This is a genomic window from Limimaricola sp. AA108-03 (assembly GCF_050847355.1).
GTDB lineage: Bacteria > Pseudomonadota > Alphaproteobacteria > Rhodobacterales > Rhodobacteraceae > Limimaricola.
Genome location: NZ_CP193755.1, coordinates 139,570 through 157,011 on the forward strand (window position 1 = coordinate 139,570; position 17,442 = coordinate 157,011).

Genomic DNA, 17,442 nt, shown 5'->3' on the forward strand with positions numbered 1-17,442 from the left:
AGCGGATCAGCGCCTGACGATCAGCCGCGCGCCATAGGGGACATGGCGGGCGAGCCAGATCAGGTCGGGGCGCGCGAAGGCGATACAGCCTTCGGTCGGATAGCCCGGGCGGCGGCGCTGATGCAGGAAGATGGCCGAGCCGGCTCCCGGTGCGCCACCCTCGTTCCAGTCCGTGACCAGCACGATGTCGTAGAGCGGATCGGCCCGGCGCAGCACCTCGTGGCTCGCGCGGTAGGGCGCGCGGACATGGCTGTTATAGGCGGGATCGCCGCTTGCGTCCGACCACAGGTCGCCGGGCAGGATCGGCTCGGCCCATGGCTGGGGCGCGGTCAGCCGGTCGGGGCGGTAGAACATGCCGGTGATCCGGTGCTCGCCCACAGGCGTCGCGCCGTCGCCCTCGCGCTTGTCGCGGCGAATGCCGCCCTTGCCGATCGAGCAGGGGAGATGCCGGCCCAGCACCCGCAAGCCGCGGCGGGTCAGGACGAGATCGGCGGGAGAATGGATCACAGCAGGTGCCCCGACTTGGCCGCCTTGGTGGCGAGGTAATGGTGATTGTGCAGGCCCCGGCCGACCTTGAGCGGCACCCGCTCCTCCACCGCGATCCCGGCCTCGTTCATCCGCGCGACCTTGTTGGGGTTGTTGGTCAGCAGGCGGATGCGCGAAAAGCCCAGCCGCTTGAGGATCTCGGCGCCGATGCGGAAATCGCGCTCGTCATCTTCGAAGCCGAGCCGATGGTTCGCCTCGACCGTGTCGAAGCCCTGATCCTGCAAGCTATAGGCCCGCATCTTGTTGGCGAGGCCGATGCCGCGTCCCTCCTGATTGAGATAGAGCAGCACGCCTTCGCCGGCCTCGCCCATCTGGTCGAGCGCCGCGTGCAGTTGCGGGCCGCAGTCGCATTTGAGCGAACCCAGCACGTCGCCGGTGAAGCAGGCCGAGTGCAGCCGCACCAGCGGCGCCGTGTCGCGCAGCGGTTTGCCGATCTCGACCGCGTAATGCTCCTCGCCGCCATCGCCGGGGCGGAACACGTGCAGCCGGCCCTTCTCCGCCGCCTCCATCGGCAGCCGGGCGGCGGCGACCGGGGCATAGGCCGGCGTCAGCGCCGGCGGCAGCGGCAGGTCGAGCCGGGTCAGCTCGTTCGCCGCCGCGAAGCCCGCCGCGTCATCGAGCGGCAGCACCAGCGCCGCGGGCAGCAGCCGCGCTGCCTTGACCAGCGCGATCGCCGCGCGGTGTGTCTCGGCCGAGCCCTCGCGCAGGGTCTTCAGCGGCCCCTTCATCGGGGTGTTCAGGTCGCCCGCCGGATCGGCCACCGCCCGCAGCCAGCCGCAATCGGCGTCCGCCGGCAGCGCCACCCGTGCCAGATCGCCGTCATAGGCCCGCGCGCGCAGCGTCGTGGCGCGCCGCCCGGTAATCGCCAGAACCGGCGCCCCGCCCATCCTCCGCAGATCCGCCAGCCGGTCGGGCCCCGCCGTCTCGGCCGCGAGCACGAGAGCCCCCTCCTCCTGACCCAGGACCACCGGCACGCCGAGGCGAAGATCGGCCAGGGCGCGGGCACGGCGCTCGACGGGATCGGGGCGAAAGGGCATGTTCGCATCCTTGCGGAAGGCCGGGCGACCCCGGCGCGGGAGGCGACTGTAACATTTCCCCCGGGCGCGACAACTCGGCGTGAGAGATTGCCACGAAACTTGAGCCACACGTGATCGTTACACATCTGTGGAGCCGGAAGGTCATGGAGGCGTCGATATGGCACAAGTGAAGAAGATCCTGCTGGTGGATGACGAAGACGACCTGCGCGAGGCGCTGAGCGAACAGCTCGTCATGACCGAGGATTTCGACGTCTTCGAAGCCGGAAACGGCCACGAAGCGATGGCGCAGGTGAAGGCCGGGCTGTTCGACCTGGTGATCCTCGATGTCGGCCTGCCCGATACCGATGGCCGCGAGCTGTGCCGGGTCATGCGCAAGCAGGGCGTGAAATGCCCGATCCTGATCCTGACCGGCCATGACAGCGACAGCGACACCATCCTCGGCCTCGACGCCGGCGCCAACGACTACATCACCAAGCCGTTCAAGTTCCCGGTTCTGCTGGCACGGATCCGGGCGCAACTGCGCACCCACGAGCAATCCGAGGACGCGGTGTTCCAGCTTGGGCCCTACAGCTTCCGCCCGGCGCAAAAGCTGCTCGTGGCCGAGGATGATCGCAAGATCCGGCTGACCGAGAAGGAAACCAACATCCTCAAGTTCCTGTATCGGGCCTCCGAGGGTGTGGTGCCGCGCGACGTGCTGCTGCACGAGGTCTGGGGCTACAATGCCGGCGTGACCACGCATACGCTCGAAACCCATATCTACCGGCTGCGCCAGAAGATCGAACCCGATCCCTCGAACGCGCGGCTTCTGGTCACGGAATCGGGGGGATACCGGCTCGTGGCCTGAGCGCGGCGGGAACCGATCCTGAGGCCGCGCGTTGCCATGCCGAAGCCCCCGTGGCGGGGTTACGCCACATACCTCCCTGTTGGACTTGGCCGGGCCCGGTGCCCGGCTTTTTTCTGCGCAATCGAAGGGTCTTGGCGGAATTCCGGTCGCGCCGGCGTGAGCGGGTCGAAACGCCTCTGGGGTCGGCGCGGCCGAGGGGCTAGGCTGGTCCTGTACCGACAGGAGCTGCCGATGTCCGTTTTCCGCCCCCTCGCTTTCGCCACCGCGTTGATCCCGCTTTTCGGCACCGCCGTTCTGGCCGAGACCGAGACGCTGCGAGTGCGCAACCGCTCGGGGGTGGATCTGGTGCGGCTCTTCGCCTCTCCGGTGACGGACCAGTACTGGCGCGACGACCTGCTGGGCGAATACGTCGTGCCGTCGGGGAGCAATGCCGACGTCACGATCCGCAACGTGTCGGAATGCCTCTACGACCTGCTGATGATGTTCTCGGACGGCGCCGTGGTGCCCGACCGCGTCGATGTCTGCGCGGCCGAAAGCTATACGATCCAGCCCTGAGCCGCGCTGTCCGAGCGTGGGTGGTCTTCGGCGCCGCGAGGGGCTAGGCAGGCCCGGCCCGACAGCCGGAGACCGCGCATGCCCTTCACGCTTTGCACCTGGAACATCAACTCGGTCCGCCTGCGCGAGACGCTTGTGACCCGCCTTCTGCAGGAGGAGGGGCCCGACGTTCTGTGCCTGCAGGAATGCAAGAGCCCGGTCGAGAAGATCCCGCTCGAGGCGTTCCGCGCGCTGGGCTACGACCACATGATCGCGCGGGGCCAGAAGGGCTATAACGGTGTCGCCATCCTCTCGCGTCTGCCGATCGAGGAGGTCTGCGCGCATGATCATGCGCAGCTCGGCCATGCCCGCCATATCGCCGGGCGGCTGGAAAACGGCGTGACCATCCACAATTTCTATGTCCCCGCGGGCGGTGACGAGCCGGATCGCGAGAAGAACGAGAAGTTCGGCCAGAAGCTCGATTACCTCACCCATATGCGCGATGATTTTCACGCCAACCGGCCCGAGCGGGCGATCCTCGTGGGCGATCTCAACATCGCCCCGCGCGAGGACGACGTCTGGAGCCACAAGCAGCTCCTGAAGGTGGTCAGCCACACGCCGGTCGAGGTCGAGCACCTCGCACAGGTGCAGGACAGCGGCGATTGGGTCGACGTGACCCGGCAGGACATCCCTGAGGGCCAGCTCTATTCCTGGTGGTCCTACCGCGCCAAGGACTGGGAGGCGGCGGATCGCGGACGCAGGCTCGATCATGTCTGGGCCACCTCCGACATCGCCAAGGCTGGGCATGGAAGCCGGGTTCTGAAATCGGCACGCGGCTGGGACAAGCCCTCGGACCACGCCCCGGTCTTCGCCACCTTCGACCTCTAGGGCTTGGCGCGGCGCGTCTCCGCGCACATATACTCACCTCTGAACATTGCCCGCACAGGGCCGCAAACAGCAGCAGGAGCTTCACATGCTCGGTCTCAACGACAGCGCCCCCGCCGCCCCCAAGGACGACCTGATCCGCGAGGGCTCCGACGCCACCTTCATGCAGGACGTGGTCGAGACCTCGAAGACGGTGCCGGTGATCGTCGATTTCTGGGCGCCGTGGTGCGGGCCGTGCAAGACGCTGGGCCCGGCACTCGAGGCGGCCGTGACCAAGGCCGGCGGCAAGGTGAAGATGGTCAAGATCGACGTCGATCGTAACCAGGCCTATGCGGGCCAGCTGCAGGTGCAGTCGATCCCCACCGTCTATGCCTTCTGGCAGGGTCAGCCGGTCGACGGCTTCCAGGGCGCGCTGCCCGGATCGGAAATCGACAAGTTCGTGCAGAAGCTCGTCGCTCTGGGCGGCGGCGAAGAGGATGGCGGCCTGTCGGAGGCGATCGAAGCGGCCGAGGCGATGCTGGACGAGGGCGACGCCACCGGCGCGGCCGAGGTGTTCGGCGCGATCCTGCAGGAGGATGGCAAGAACGCCGCCGCCTATGCCGGTCTGGTGCGCGCGCATCTGGCACTGGATCAGGTCGAGCAGGCCGAGGCGATCCTCAACGGTGCCCCGGCCGAGATCGCCCGGACGCCCGAACTGGACGCGGCGCATGCGCAGATCGCGCTGGCCAAGCAGGCCAGCAATGCCGGTCCCGTGGCCGAGCTGCGTGGCCGGGTCGAAGCGGAGCCAAGCGACCTGCAGGCGCGTTACGACCTCGCCACGGCACTGCATGCCAAGGGCGAGACCGCCGAGGCGGTGGAGCAGCTTCTGGAGATCTTCCGCCGCGACCGCGAGTGGAACGAGGGCGCGGCCAAGACCCAGCTCTTCACCATCTTCGAGGCGCTGCCCGCAAAGGATCCGATCGCGCTCGCGGGTCGGCGCAAGCTCTCATCGATGATATTTGCCTGAGGGGCGCGGCAGGCTAGGTCGCCTTTCATGATCACTGGCGCGGACCTCCCCGATACCATTCCGGTCTTCCCGCTTCCGGGGGCGCTGCTCTTGCCGCGCGCCCGGCTGCCGCTGCACATCTTCGAGCCGCGTTACCTCGCCATGGTAGAGGACGTGATGAAGACGCCGGAGCGGCTGATCGGGATGATCCAGCCCTACGAGACCCCGTCGGGCGAGATGCGGCTGCACGATATCGGATGCGCGGGGCGGCTCACCGCCTTTTCCGAGACCGAGGACGGCCGCTACATGATCACCCTCGCGGGAGTGTCGCGTTTCAGGATCCGCCGCGAGGTCGAGGGCTTCACGCCCTATCGCCGCTGCGCCGTGAACTGGTCCGGCTTCGAGCGCGACCGCGGCGCGGTCGAGGCCGACCCGGGCATGCGGCGGGAGCCGTTCCTGAAGCTGCTCGCCCGCTTCTTCGACGAGCAGGGGCTCCAGACCGACTGGGAGAACCTGCGCGAAGCCGAGGACGAGTTGCTGATCAATTCGCTCTCGATGCTGTGCCCCTTCGATTGCGAGGAGCGTCAGGCGCTGCTCGAGGCGCCGGACCTGCCGGGCCGGCGCGAGACCTTGGTGACGCTGATCGAGTTCGCCCTGCGCGGCGGCTCGGGCGAGGAAAGAATGCAATGAGCGACGATCCGAACCTGCCCCCCGACACGCCGCCCCGGCCGGTGCCGCCGATCGACCCGCTGCCCGATCCCGAGCCGGACCCGCGCGCGGGCCGGGCCGCCTTCGACCGGCGCATGCTCGAGGCGCTGGTCTGCCCGCAGACCCAAGCCCCGCTCAGCTACGATGCCGAGCGACAGGAGCTGGTGAGCCGGGCCGCCAATCTCGCCTATCCGATCCGGGGCGGCATCCCGGTGATGCTGGCCGACGAGGCGCGCCCGCTCGACTAAGCCTCCCGTGCCTCAGCGCATCAGTGGCGGCAATTCCCCGGTCAGCCCCGCCGCCTCGCGGATCATCGCGCGGCGCAGCGGCGCTACGGCGTTGATCGCGCCGAGCCCGGCATCGCGTGCCAGCCGCAGCAGCGGGTTGTCGTTCGAGAACAGCCGCGTGGTGAGATCGGTCGTGGCGGCCAGCACCGTGGTGTCGAAGCGCCGCCACCGAGCATAGCGATCGAGCACGAGGGCGCTGCCCGCATCTTCGCCATGCTTGCGAGCTTCGCCCAGCACCTCGGCCAGCGCCGCGACGTCGCGCAGCCCGGCATTGAGCCCTTGTCCCGCGACCGGGTGCAACCCGTGCGCCGCGTCCCCCACAAGCGCCACGCGCCGGGTGGTGAAGCGCTCCGCGAGGCTGAGACCCAGCGGAAACAGCCCGCGGCTGCCCACGAGACCGATCTCGCCCAGGAAATTGCCGAAGGCGGGACGCAGCGCGTCGAGAAATTCCGCCTCAGGCATCGCCGCGAGGCGCTCGGCGCGCGGGCTGCGCTCGCTCCAGACCAGCGAGCTGCGCCGGCCGGTCAACGGCAGGATCGCCAGCGGCCCGCCGGGCATGAAGAACTGGTGCGCGATGCCCTTGTGCGGCAATTCGTGCTCGACCGCGCAGGTCACCGCGCTCTGGCCATAGCCCCAGCCATTGCGCCTGATCCCGGCCCGCGCAGCGGTGCCGCTGGCGCGGCCGTCGCAGCCCACGAGCAGCCCGGCGCGCAGCACCTCGCCCGACTCGAGCGTGATAGACACTCCGCCCGCCGATGTCTCCTGCGCCACCACTCTGGCCGGAGCACGCAGAGTGACGCCTCGCGTCGCCTTCAGCGCGCCGGCGAGAGCCGATCGCAGGTGCCGGTCCTCGACCATGTGGCCCATCGGGCCTTCCTCGATCTCCGCCGAGTCGAAGTGCAGCCACCAGGCGGAGGGACCTTCGCCGGCGCGCCCGTCGGTGACCTTGATCTCGATCATCTCCTGCGCCTGCGGCGCCAGCTGATCCCACAGGCCGAGCCGCGCCAGCATCCGCCGCGAGCTTGCGGCGATGGCGTAGGCGCGCCCGTCGAAGCGGGCGAGGCGGGCCGGCGGGGCGGCCGCGTCCACGAGGGTCACCGATAACCCGGCCCGGGCGAGGGCGAGGGCGAGCACCGGGCCGTTGAGGCCGCCGCCCGCGATGAGGATGTCGCTATCTTGGTCCATGCGGCTGACTATGGGGCGGGGGGCGGGATTGTCCATGCGCCCCGGCGCCGCTAGCCTCGCGCCCGATCGAGGCGGGATATGGCGGAGGCGGCGATGGACGAATGGCGGCGGATGGGCGCGGCGGCCCTTGGGCGCGGCATCGCGGCGGGCGACATCGACCCGGTCGCGCTGGCCCAGAGCTTTCTCGACGCGGCCGAGGCGCATCCCGACGCCGCGCGGATCTATGCCCGGCTGACGCCCGAGCGCGCCATGACCGAGGCCGAGGCGGCGCGTGAAAGGGCCCGTATCGGGCGCAGGCGCGGCCCGCTCGACGGGGTGCCGGCGAGCTGGAAGGACCTGTTCGACAGCGTCGGCGTGGCGACCGAGGCGGGCACCCGGCTGATGGCGGGCCGCGTGCCCGACCGCGACGCCGAGGTGCTGGCGCGCGCCAGCGCCGCCGGGATGGTCTGCCTCGGCAAGACCCACATGACCGAAATCGCTTTCTCGGGGCTCGGGATCAACCCGCGCACCGCGACGCCACCCAACATCTTCGACCCGGAGGCCGCGCCCGGCGGCTCTTCCTCAGGTGCGGCGGCCTCGGTGGCGCACGGGCTGGCGCCGCTGGCCATCGGCTCCGACACCGGCGGTTCGGTGCGGGTGCCGTCGGTCTGGAACGGGCTCGTCGGGCTCAAGCCGACCCACGGGGCGCTGCCGCTCGCGGGCGCGGTGCCGCTCTGCGCGCGATTCGATACCATCGGTCCGCTGGCGCGCAGCGTCGAGGACGCCAATCTCGCCCTCGCGGCGCTGGGCGGACCCTCGGCCGATCTGCGCGGGGCCGGGCTCGAGGGCCGGCGGCTTCTGGTGATCGACACGGTGGTGATGGAGGGGCTGGAGCCTGCCGTGTCGCGCAGCTTCGATGCGGCGCTCTCGCGGCTCGACAGCGCTGGCGCCGTGATCACGCGCCGCGCGCATCCGGCGCTGGAGGAGGCCTATGACCTGTCGGGCACGCTCTATACCGCCGAGGCCTGGGCCTGGTGGCGCGAGCGGATCGAGGCCGACAGGGATGCGCTCTCCCCGCCGATTCTCGACCGGGTCAGCGCGGGGCAGGGGGTGTCGGCCGCCGACTGGATCGCCGGCTGGGACCGCCTGCACGCGCTGCGTCGCGATTTCCGGGCCGCGACGGCGGGGTTCGACGCGGTGATCTGCCCGGGCGTGGCGATCATGCCTCCCAAGGTCGCGCCGCTTCTCGAAGACGCCGAGGCGTTCCGTCTCACCAACCTCAAGACCTTGCGGAACACGCGGCTGGCCAACCTGATGGGGCTATGTTCGGCGGCGCTGCCCTTCGGCGATCCGGGTTGCGGGCTGTTGCTCAACGGCGGGGCGGGGCGGGACGCGGCGCTGTGGCGTCTCGCGGCGGCGGTCGAGGCGGCCCTCGCCTGACAGGGGCCTGACCCGAAAGACACATGCGGGGCGAGCAGGGGGCGAAAGCTGGACATCGTCCTGCCCGCGCGGGTAGTTTCGTGGCAAGAGGGGCACTGGCATGACCCCCGTTCATGAGGCAGCGATGGATTTCCCCGATCGGTTCTCGGACCTACCGGAATACGCGTTCCCGCGTCTGCGGAGCCTGCTTGATTCGCACAAGCCGGGTGGCGCGCCGCTCGCCATGACCATCGGCGAGCCGCAGCACCCCTATCCGGACTGGGTCGGCCCCACCATCGCCGAGGCGGCGGCGGGATTCGGCAAGTACCCGGTCAACGAGGGCTCGGAGATGCTCTTGGGGGCGATCTCCGGCTGGATCTCGCGGCGCTATGCCATCACCGTGGCGCCCGAGCGGCTGCTGGCCCTCAATGGCACGCGAGAGGGGCTCTACAACGCCGCCATGGCGCTGTGCCCCGAGGCCAAGGGCGGACAGGCGCCGCTGGTGCTGATGCCGAACCCGTTCTACCAGGTCTATGCGGTGGCCGCGCTCTCCGTGGGTGCCGAGCCGCGCTATCTGCCCGCTACCCACGAGACCGGCTTCCTGCCGGATCTGGACGCGATCGCGCCCGAGACGCTGGACCGCACCGCGATCTTCTATCTCTGCTCGCCCTCGAACCCCCAGGGCGCGGTGGCCACGGAAGCCTATCTCCAGCGGCTGCTGGAACTGGCCGAGCGCCATGATTTCCGGGTCTTCGCCGACGAGTGCTATTCCGAGATCTGGCGCGAGACGCCGCCACCGGGCGCGCTGGCCGTCGCCGCAGCAATGGGCGCGGACCCTGAGCGTCTGGTGGTGTTCAACTCCCTGTCCAAGCGGTCGAACCTGCCGGGCCTGCGGGCGGGCTTCGCCGCGGGCGGCCCGGAATCGATTCGCCGGATGCGGCAGCTGCGCAACTATGCGGGCGCGCCGCTGCCGCTGCCCCTGCAGGCGGTGGCCGCGAAGGCGTGGTCGGACGAAGCGCATGTGGTCGAGAACCGTGCGCTCTATGCCGCGAAATACGACATCGCTGACGCGGTACTGGGCGATGTCCCGGGCTATACGGCGCCGGAGGCGGGGTTCTTTTTGTGGCTGCCGGTCGCGGATGGCGAGGCGGCGGCGCTGAAGGCATGGCGCGAGACGGGGGTGCGGGTGCTGCCCGGCGCCTATCTCGGGCGTGACGTGAACGGAGAAAATCCCGGCAAGGGATATGTCAGGGTCGCCATGGTGGCCCCGGCCAACGAGATGCAGCGCGGGCTCGAGACGCTTCGCGACTGTCTCTACGACTGAGAGGACGAGGCGAGATGGCGTATCAGACGCGGGGGCGCGAACCGCTCTTCGACAGTAACACGCAGGCGGCGCTGGAAAAGCGCGGCAAGGAGTTGCTCGGACTTGTGCTGATCGCCCTGGGGCTGATGGTCGCGATGATGATCGGCTCCTACAGCCCCGACGATCCGAACTGGATGCTGGCCTCGGACGCGCCGGTACAGAACTGGCTGGGGCGTTTCGGCGCCTCGGTGGCGCAGCCCATCGTGATGATCGTCGGGCGCGGCGCATGGATGCTGCCGCTTGTGTTCCTGACCTGGGGCGCGCGGCTGACGCTGCACCGGGGCGAGGACCGGGCGATGTCGCGGCTGATGTTCGCGCCGATCGTCGTGGCGCTGGCCGCGGTCTTCGCCGCGACGCTGACGCCGCCCGATGGCTGGAGCCACAATTTCGGCCTCGGCGGCCTGTTCGGCGATACGGTGCTGGGACTGCTGCTCACGGTGCTCCCCTTCGGCCCGGGGCTCGGGGTGAACCTGCTGGCGCTGCTGCTCGGCGCGGGCACGTTGGCGGCGGGGGCCTATGTCACCGGCTTTACCCGCGAGGAAACGCAAGGCCTCTGGCGGCTGATTCTCCTGGGGCTGGTGCTCGCCTATGCGCTGGGTCTGCGGCTGATGGGGCGCGGCGCCACGGTTTCGATGCGTGCCGCCGAGGTGCTGCGCGCCCGGATCGGCGACGAGATCGAGGCGCGGCGCGAGCAGATGCGCCGCGATGCGGCGTTCGCCGCCGAAGAAGAGGCCGCCGCCCGCGCGGTACCCGAGCCGGACCAGACCCAACGCGTCGCCGCCGTGGTGCGCGCCCATGCCGCCAAGCGCATGGCCAGCATCAGCGCCGCCGCCCGGCCCGCCGCCCCTGCCGCTTCGGAGGCCGAGGAGGACGAAGCCCTGATCGAGGACAGCGCGCCGGCGCGGCGCATGCCGCCGGCGGTGTCCCGGGTCATGCCTCGCCAGCCCGCGCCCGTGCCCCCCGCGCCGCCGATGACGGAAGAGACGGGTTGGGCCGAAGATGGCTGGTCCGAGGATGAGCAGGCCCGGTCCGACTGGCCCGAAAACGATTGGTCCGAGGCCGCGCCCGCCGCGCAGGACGTGGCCCCGGCGCGGCGACTGCCGCCGGCGCCCCCGGGCACGCTCGCCGCGCCGCCGCGCCCGGCGCGCACCGAGGAACCCTCCGGCGGGCTGCTGTCGCGGATGCCGCAGCTGCTGCGTCGGACCGAGCCACGCGAGACGCCGCCCGCTGCCCCGGTCGAGCCGCCGCTCACCGCGCAGGCCGCGGCCGAGCGTCCCGCCGATGACGACCGGATCCGCTCGCGCATTTCTGACGCGATCCGGGCGCGCACCGGGCAGAACACGATGCCGCCGTTCCAGCATGGCCGGATCGAGCCCTCGCTGACCCGTGGCCGTGGGCCCAAACCGCTGATGATCAACAAGACGCCGCGCGCCGTGGCCGGCGCCGGGCTTGCCGCTGCCGGGGCCGGTCTCGCCGCCGCCGGGCAGGCGCTCGCGGGACAGGCGCTTGGCGGTGCCCGCGCGGATGGGGCCCCGGCACCCCGGGTCGAGCCGCCGCTGGCTCGCGATGCGGTGCGACCCGATCCGTTCGGCGCCATGCCCGAGCCGCAGCCGGTCGAGGCTGGCGATGACGTGGCCTATGACGCGACCGCCGGATGGACCGAAGAGGCCGCGCCGCAGGACGACTGGGCGCAAGTGCCCGAGCAGGCGCTCGAGGCGGAACCGCATCAGGACTGGGACCTGCCCTCCGAACCGCAATGGGCGGATGAAGCCGAAGAGCCGGTCGAGGCCGAGGATTGGCAGGAGCTGGAGGCCGCGATCTCCGCCCCCGTCGCGCCACAGCGCCCGGCCGAGCCGCCGCTCACCGCGCGCCGCGAACCCGCCGCACCGGCCCGTACGCCCGCACCCGCGGCCCCGCCGCTTGCCGCGCACCGCGCCGAGCCCGTCGCCACGCGTCAGGCTGCCCCCCAGGGCCCGGCCGCTGAGATCGCGCGCACCGCGCCGCAGCCCGCGCCGGTGGCGCCGCCAAGCCAGCCCGCCACGCCGCAAGTCGCCTATCCCGAATACGAGTACCCGCCGCTCGACCTGCTGATGGACCCCGCCGCGATCGAGCGGCACCACCTGCCGGATGCGCAGCTCGAAGAGAACGCGCGCCAGCTCGAAAGCGTGCTCGAGGATTACGGCGTCAAGGGCGAGATCGTCTCGGTCCGCCCCGGCCCCGTGGTCACCATGTACGAGCTGGAGCCCGCGCCCGGTCTCAAGGCCAGCCGCGTCATCGGCCTCGCCGACGATATCGCGCGCTCGATGTCGGCGCTCTCGGCGCGGGTCTCGACCGTGCCGGGCCGCTCGGTGATCGGCATCGAACTGCCCAATGCCAAGCGAGAGATGGTGGCGCTGCGCGAGATCCTCACCGCGCGGGATTACGGCGACAACCAGATGAAGCTGCCGCTGGCGCTCGGCAAGGATATCGGCGGCGAGCCGGTGATCGCCAACCTCGCCAAGATGCCGCACCTTCTGATCGCCGGTACCACCGGCTCGGGCAAGTCGGTGGCGATCAACACGATGATCCTGTCGCTGCTCTACAAGCTCACGCCCGAGGAATGCCGGCTGATCATGATCGACCCGAAGATGCTGGAACTCAGCGTCTATGACGGCATTCCGCATCTGCTCTCTCCCGTTGTCACCGACCCCAAGAAGGCGGTCGTCGCCCTGAAATGGGTCGTGGGCGAGATGGAGGAGCGCTATCGCAAGATGTCGAAGATGGGCGTGCGCAACATCGACGGCTACAATGGCCGGGTGCGCGACGCGCTGTCCAAGGGCGAGATGTTCTCGCGCACGGTGCAGACCGGCTTCGACGAGGAGACGGGCGACCCGATCTTCGAGACCGACGAGTTCCAGCCCGAGGTGCTGCCCTACATCGTCGTCATCGTCGACGAGATGGCCGATCTGATGATGGTCGCGGGCAAGGAGATCGAAGCCTGCATCCAGCGCCTCGCGCAGATGGCGCGGGCGTCGGGCATCCACCTGATCATGGCGACGCAGCGGCCTTCGGTCGACGTCATCACCGGCACCATCAAGGCCAACTTCCCGACCCGGATCTCCTTCTCGGTCACCTCGAAGATCGACAGCCGCACGATCCTCGGCGAACAGGGCGCCGAGCAGCTCCTCGGCATGGGCGACATGCTCTACATGGCGGGCGGCTCCAAGATCACCCGCGTGCACGGGCCGTTCTGCTCGGACGAGGAGGTCGAGGAGATCGTCACCTACCTCAAGGGCTTCGGCCCGCCCGATTACGTGGGCGGTGTGGTCGAGGGCCCGGACGAGGACAAGAGCTCGGACATCGACGCGGTGCTGGGCCTCGCGGGGGGCGGCTCCTCGACCTCCGGCTCCGACAGCGAAGACGCGCTCTACGACCAGGCGGTGCAGATCGTCGCCAAGGACCGCAAATGCTCGACCTCCTACATCCAGCGCAAGCTGGCGATCGGCTACAACAAGGCCGCGAGGCTGGTCGAACAGATGGAGGATCAGGGCGTGGTCTCCTCCGCGAACCATGTCGGCAAGCGCGAAGTGCTGGTGCCCGAGGTCCACTGACATCGCCGCGAGCCCTCAGTGAGGGGGGTATGCGCATAGAATTTTCAATGGGTTAAGCCCCCTGCCCCGCCGGGCGGGGGGCTTTTTCATGGCGTGGTCATCGGCTGGCGGCGCGCGCGATATCGCCTAGCGGCGGACAATCCGGCAGACCGGCCCTATATCGAGTGCCAAGGCGCCCCTGCTGTCCATTCGGGGCCACGACATGAAGGACCACGCGAGACATGACCATGATCCGACGCAGCTTCCTCGCCTCGCTCGCCGCGGCCGCCACGCTGGCGGTCACCACCGGGCCGGCCTTTGCACGCCAGCTCTCGCTGGGCGAGATCTCGAACTATCTCAACCAGCTCCAGTCGGCGACCGCGGGCTTCACCCAGATCAACGGCGACGGCTCGATCAAGACCGGCACGATGTATATCAAGCGGCCCGGCCGCATCCGCTTCGAATACGCGGGCGACCGTTCGATGATGATCGCCGGTGGCGGCCAGGTCGCGGTGTTCGACGCCCGCTCCAACACCGGGCCCGAGCGCTACCCGCTGAACCAGACGCCGCTCAACATCATCCTCGAGCGCAACGTCAATCTCGGCCGGGCGGGCATGGTGACGGGGCACAGCTCCGACGGCACCAAGACCACGGTGACCGCGCAGGACCCGGCGCATCCCGAGTACGGCTCGATCCAGATGGTGTTCACCGCCGATCCGGTAGAGCTGCGCCAGTGGATCGTCACCGACAATGCCGGGCAGAAGACCACCGTGGTGCTCAACGACCTGCGGCCGGGCGCGGGCATCTCGGACGCGAAGTTCAACATCCGCTCCGAGATGTCGAGGTGGTGACGGGCCACGCCTGAACCCTCTCGGGGCCGCCGGTCATCCGACCGGCGGCCCTTTTCGTCGTGGTCAGTTGGACTGGCCGCGCGGATCGTCGGCGGGATCGAGGTAGGTCACCGCGAACGGCCCCTCGCCATTGATCTGAATCACGGTCTCGCCCTCGGCCATCGCCCGGTGCGGGTGGTCGGGGGGGATCATGATGAAGCCGCCAGCCGCGACCGGCTGCGGCTCGGCCGTGGCAGGGTCCTCGCCGTGGGCGAAGAGCAGGGTGCCGGAGATCACCGTCACGTGCTCCGGGGTGGGGTGAGTGTGTGGCGGCACTGCGAAGCCATCTGGAAAGCGCAGCCGCACCACGAAGGGGCCGGCCTCCATCGGGTTGCCGCTCAGCACTGCGAGTTCGGCACCCTCGGGCAGGGTGGGCGGCCCGGCGCCCCATTCAAGCATATCCGGCGCCATCGATTTCGCCATGTCGTCCATGCCGAAGGCCATGGAGCCAGTCAGGGCGAGGACAAGGGCGATGCCCCCGCCGCGCCACGGGTGATCTGGGAATCGAAACATGTCGAGTATCTCCCATGATCGGGCCGCAACTCGGCCCGTGCCGCAAGGTAGGCTTCGCGGCCCGAGTCGCACAGCTCCCCGAAGGGACTGCATCGGCCTGCCGCACAAGGAAAGGGCGGCCCTAAGGCCGCCCGCATCCGTGGTTCAGCGCTTGCCGCAGGCGCGCAGCTGGCTGTCGTAGAGCAGCGTGCGCCGCGCCAGCGCGTCAGAGACGTTGATCAGCCAACCCTTGGACTTCCAGGTGCCGCGCCGGTAGCCCGCGCGGCCGTCGTGATAGGCGAGGTACTGGTTGCGCGTGTCGTAGAGCGGGATGCCCAGCTCGCGCTGGGTGCCGTTCATGTACCAGCCCATGAAGTTGGTGGCATGGCGGATGTCGTCGCGCTTGTGGCGCCAGCCGCCTTCCTGCTCCATGTATTCCTCCCAGGTGCCGTCCAGGGCCTGGCTGTAGCCATAGGCCGAGGATTGACGGCCCACCGGGATCACGCCGAGCTTCCACTGGAACGGCGTGCGCGCGTTGCCGACGAATTTGCTCTCCTGGTAGATGATCGCCATCTGGACCGGGACCGGCACGCCCCATTTGCGCTCGGTCGCCTTGAAGGCGCGGAGATAGTCGGGATGTTGGCGCACGATGCTGCAGGCGTCGTCCAACTCGCGCGGGGCGGCGAAGTCGCGCGGCCCGCATCCGGCCAGGACGGCCAACAGAATCATGGCGCGAAAGAGTCTGCTCATCTGCCCCTCGCAAGTGCTCGTTTTTTTGCGAGCCTAGCCGAAGCCGAGCCGCCGTGGAACAGGGCAGGGTAGATCAAGCGATCACGATTGCCAGTATGAGCGGCAAAGCGATCACCGACAGCAACGTGGATGTGACCACCAGACCCGCAACGGCCTGCGCGTCGGAGCCATATTTCTCGGCCAGCAGGTAGGAGGTCACCGCCACCGGGGTCGAAATCTGCAATACCAGCACCGCGAAGGCCACTGGCGGCAGGGCGAACCACAGCCCCAGCCCCACCGCCACGCCGGCGCAGAGTGCGATCTTGGTGGCCGATAACCCGGTCGAAAGCGCCAGCGTGCCGGGCCTGAGCCGCGCCACCGCGACGCCCAGCGTGATCAGCATCAATGGAATCGCCATCTGGCCCACTAGCTCCAGCGTGTTGGTGACCACCTGCGGCGTCTGCCAGCCGCGCCACAGGAACAGCGCGCCCAGCACCGTACCCCAGACCAGCGGTTCGCGCAGCACCCGACCCAGCGATCCGCGCCCCGCCACCAGCCAGATGCCGAAGGTGAAGGAGCCGATCGCCATCACCGCGAAGACCACGACCGCGTAGCCCAGCCCCTCCTGCCCGAAGGCAAAGAGCGCCAGGGGCAGGCCGAGATTGCCGGTATTGCCGAAGATCAGCGGCGCCAGATAGGTCGGCATGTCGAGCCGCATCACCGCCAGGAGCGCCGCGAGGAGCGCCGCCAGCACCGCGTAGCTGAGCGCGGCGGCGAGCGAGAGGGTGGCCAGCGCCGAGGGGTCGATCTCGGTCTGCATCAGCGCCACGAAGATCAGGCAGGGCACTGAGATGGTCATCGCCATGCGGCTGACGAAGGGCACGTCATAGGCGAGGCCGAGTCGCACCCAGACGAAGCCGATCGTGGCGAGGGCGAAGACCGGCGCAGTGATCTCCAGCACTGTCAGAACAAGGTTCACGGACTGTTTCTCCCCCACTTGACCGCCCCGCATGGACCTGTGAGGGGCTTTGCGGGTATTACTGGTGGAAAGGACGGTCTGCCATGCTGAAGTCGCGCGCGAAATATTCACTGGGTCAGGTGGTCCGCCATCGCAAGCACCCGTTCCGGGGCGTGATCTTCGATGTCGACGCGATCTTCTCGAACACCGAGGAATGGTATCAGTCGATCCCCGAGGACAGCCGCCCGGCGAAGCAGCAGCCCTATTACCACCTGCTCGCGGAGAATGCGCAAAGCTACTACGTGGCCTATGTGAGCGAGCAGAACCTCGTCGCCGACTATTCCGGCGAGCCGGTCGATCACCCCGATCTGGACGATCTCTTCGGCCCCTTCGAGGACGGGCATTATCCCCTGCAGGTGGATCTCAACTAGGGCGCGCCGTCAAAGGGTTGCACGGGCCGCGCGGCTCGGTACACCTGTTGGATCGCCTCAGCGGGAGCCCCTCATGACGACGACCACATTGCCTTTCGACGAGTTGCGCGCGCGTATCCTCGCCTTGACCGAGGGGGAAACCGACGAGATCGCGCTGATGGCGACCATCGCCTGCGAGCTGCACCATGCCGATGACCGCTTCGACTGGACCGGTTTCTACCGGGTGACGGCGCCGGGCCTTCTCAAGATCGGGCCCTATCAAGGCGGCCATGGCTGCCTGACCATTCCCTTCGACCGCGGCGTCTGCGGCGCCGCCGCGCGCAGCGGGGAGACCCAGCTCGTGCGGGATGTCGAGGCGTTCCCGGGCCATATCGCCTGCGCGGCCTCGACCCGCTCGGAGCTGGTGATTCCCCTGCGCGATTCGCAGGGCGAGGTCTTTGCGGTGCTCGACATCGACAGCGACCAACCGGATGCCTTCGACGCGGAGGATGCCGAACGCTTGGAAGCGCTCATGAAAACTGTGTTCTTTGGACATCAGCGCACCGCGCGCGGTTGAATCGTGTTGCGGTGTGCCTCGCCTTGGTAGAGAAGGCGCCGTGCC

Annotated in this window: 18 protein-coding genes; 12 read left to right on the forward strand and 6 right to left on the reverse strand. The window is 69.3% G+C overall.

Annotated features, from left to right (window positions below; genetic code table 11):
- Positions 1-6: 6 nt before the first annotated feature.
- Positions 7-507: a L,D-transpeptidase family protein gene (locus tag ACRAQ3_RS00725; protein ID WP_432255331.1), complete on the reverse strand. Its 501-nt coding sequence runs from the start codon at positions 505-507 to the stop codon at positions 7-9.
- Positions 504-1,583: a GTP cyclohydrolase II gene (gene ribA / locus ACRAQ3_RS00730; protein WP_432255332.1), complete on the reverse strand. Its 1,080-nt coding sequence runs from the start codon at positions 1,581-1,583 to the stop codon at positions 504-506. Before ribA ends, ACRAQ3_RS00725 begins: the two co-directional genes overlap by 4 nt.
- A 157-nt stretch (positions 1,584-1,740) precedes the next feature.
- Here ribA and ACRAQ3_RS00735 point away from each other — a divergent pair, with 157 nt between their 5' ends.
- The 6 genes from ACRAQ3_RS00735 to ACRAQ3_RS00760 all read left to right on the forward strand — a co-directional run bounded on the left by ACRAQ3_RS00735 (position 1,741) and on the right by ACRAQ3_RS00760 (position 5,787).
- Complete coding sequence (locus tag ACRAQ3_RS00735) at positions 1,741-2,427, forward strand: response regulator transcription factor (protein WP_085895029.1); 687 nt, start codon at positions 1,741-1,743, stop codon at positions 2,425-2,427.
- 231 nt (positions 2,428-2,658) lie between these two features.
- Positions 2,659-2,982, forward strand: coding sequence for a hypothetical protein (locus ACRAQ3_RS00740; protein WP_432255333.1), 324 nt, complete (start codon positions 2,659-2,661; stop codon positions 2,980-2,982).
- A gap of 78 nt (positions 2,983-3,060) precedes the next feature.
- Positions 3,061-3,849 carry an exodeoxyribonuclease III gene (locus ACRAQ3_RS00745; protein ID WP_432255334.1) on the forward strand — a complete coding sequence of 263 codons (789 nt, stop codon included), beginning with the start codon at positions 3,061-3,063 and terminating at the stop codon, positions 3,847-3,849.
- 85 nt (positions 3,850-3,934) lie between these two features.
- Positions 3,935-4,852, forward strand: coding sequence for a thioredoxin (trxA, locus tag ACRAQ3_RS00750; RefSeq protein WP_432255335.1), 918 nt, complete (start codon positions 3,935-3,937; stop codon positions 4,850-4,852).
- Between the two features lie 27 nt (positions 4,853-4,879).
- Entirely contained in the window at positions 4,880-5,521 is a 642-nt protein-coding gene (locus ACRAQ3_RS00755; protein WP_432255336.1) for an LON peptidase substrate-binding domain-containing protein, read from the forward strand.
- 113 nt (positions 5,522-5,634) lie between these two features.
- Positions 5,635-5,787, forward strand: coding sequence for a Trm112 family protein (locus tag ACRAQ3_RS00760; RefSeq protein WP_106534991.1), 153 nt, complete (start codon positions 5,635-5,637; stop codon positions 5,785-5,787).
- A 12-nt stretch (positions 5,788-5,799) separates the two neighbouring features.
- Here ACRAQ3_RS00760 and ACRAQ3_RS00765 read toward each other — a convergent pair whose 3' ends face one another.
- Positions 5,800-7,011 (reverse strand): UbiH/UbiF/VisC/COQ6 family ubiquinone biosynthesis hydroxylase, encoded by a 1,212-nt coding sequence (locus tag ACRAQ3_RS00765; RefSeq protein WP_432255337.1) that lies wholly within the window; start codon positions 7,009-7,011, stop codon positions 5,800-5,802.
- 93 nt (positions 7,012-7,104) lie between these two features.
- Here ACRAQ3_RS00765 and ACRAQ3_RS00770 point away from each other — a divergent pair, with 93 nt between their 5' ends.
- From ACRAQ3_RS00770 to ACRAQ3_RS00785, 4 genes are all read left to right on the forward strand, one after another.
- Positions 7,105-8,430, forward strand: coding sequence for an amidase (locus ACRAQ3_RS00770; protein ID WP_432255338.1), 1,326 nt, complete (start codon positions 7,105-7,107; stop codon positions 8,428-8,430).
- 124 nt (positions 8,431-8,554) lie between these two features.
- Positions 8,555-9,733 carry an aminotransferase class I/II-fold pyridoxal phosphate-dependent enzyme gene (locus ACRAQ3_RS00775; RefSeq protein ID WP_432256309.1) on the forward strand — a complete coding sequence of 393 codons (1,179 nt, stop codon included), beginning with the start codon at positions 8,555-8,557 and terminating at the stop codon, positions 9,731-9,733.
- Between the two features lie 14 nt (positions 9,734-9,747).
- Positions 9,748-13,362 (forward strand): DNA translocase FtsK 4TM domain-containing protein, encoded by a 3,615-nt coding sequence (locus ACRAQ3_RS00780; protein WP_432255339.1) that lies wholly within the window; start codon positions 9,748-9,750, stop codon positions 13,360-13,362.
- 221 nt (positions 13,363-13,583) lie between these two features.
- On the forward strand, positions 13,584-14,192 hold the full coding sequence (locus ACRAQ3_RS00785; protein WP_269395547.1) for a LolA family protein: 609 nt from the start codon (positions 13,584-13,586) through the stop codon (positions 14,190-14,192).
- 63 nt (positions 14,193-14,255) lie between these two features.
- Here ACRAQ3_RS00785 and ACRAQ3_RS00790 read toward each other — a convergent pair whose 3' ends face one another.
- The 3 genes from ACRAQ3_RS00790 to ACRAQ3_RS00800 all read right to left on the reverse strand — a co-directional run bounded on the left by ACRAQ3_RS00790 (position 14,256) and on the right by ACRAQ3_RS00800 (position 16,431).
- Positions 14,256-14,744 (reverse strand): cupin domain-containing protein, encoded by a 489-nt coding sequence (locus ACRAQ3_RS00790; protein WP_432255340.1) that lies wholly within the window; start codon positions 14,742-14,744, stop codon positions 14,256-14,258.
- A 144-nt stretch (positions 14,745-14,888) separates the two neighbouring features.
- A complete protein-coding gene (locus ACRAQ3_RS00795) occupies positions 14,889-15,473 on the reverse strand; it encodes a transglycosylase SLT domain-containing protein (RefSeq protein WP_269395549.1) in 585 nt (194 codons plus the stop codon).
- A 73-nt stretch (positions 15,474-15,546) separates the two neighbouring features.
- Positions 15,547-16,431, reverse strand: a complete 885-nt coding sequence (locus ACRAQ3_RS00800) for an AEC family transporter (RefSeq protein ID WP_432255341.1) — start codon at positions 16,429-16,431, stop codon at positions 15,547-15,549.
- 83 nt (positions 16,432-16,514) lie between these two features.
- On the opposite strand from ACRAQ3_RS00800, the gene hspQ reads away from it, so the two are divergent.
- Positions 16,515-16,841, forward strand: a complete 327-nt coding sequence (gene hspQ, locus ACRAQ3_RS00805; RefSeq protein ID WP_085895016.1) for a heat shock protein HspQ — start codon at positions 16,515-16,517, stop codon at positions 16,839-16,841.
- A gap of 73 nt (positions 16,842-16,914) precedes the next feature.
- On the forward strand, positions 16,915-17,397 hold the full coding sequence (locus tag ACRAQ3_RS00810) for a GAF domain-containing protein (RefSeq protein ID WP_432255342.1): 483 nt from the start codon (positions 16,915-16,917) through the stop codon (positions 17,395-17,397).
- Positions 17,398-17,442 lie beyond the last annotated feature (45 nt).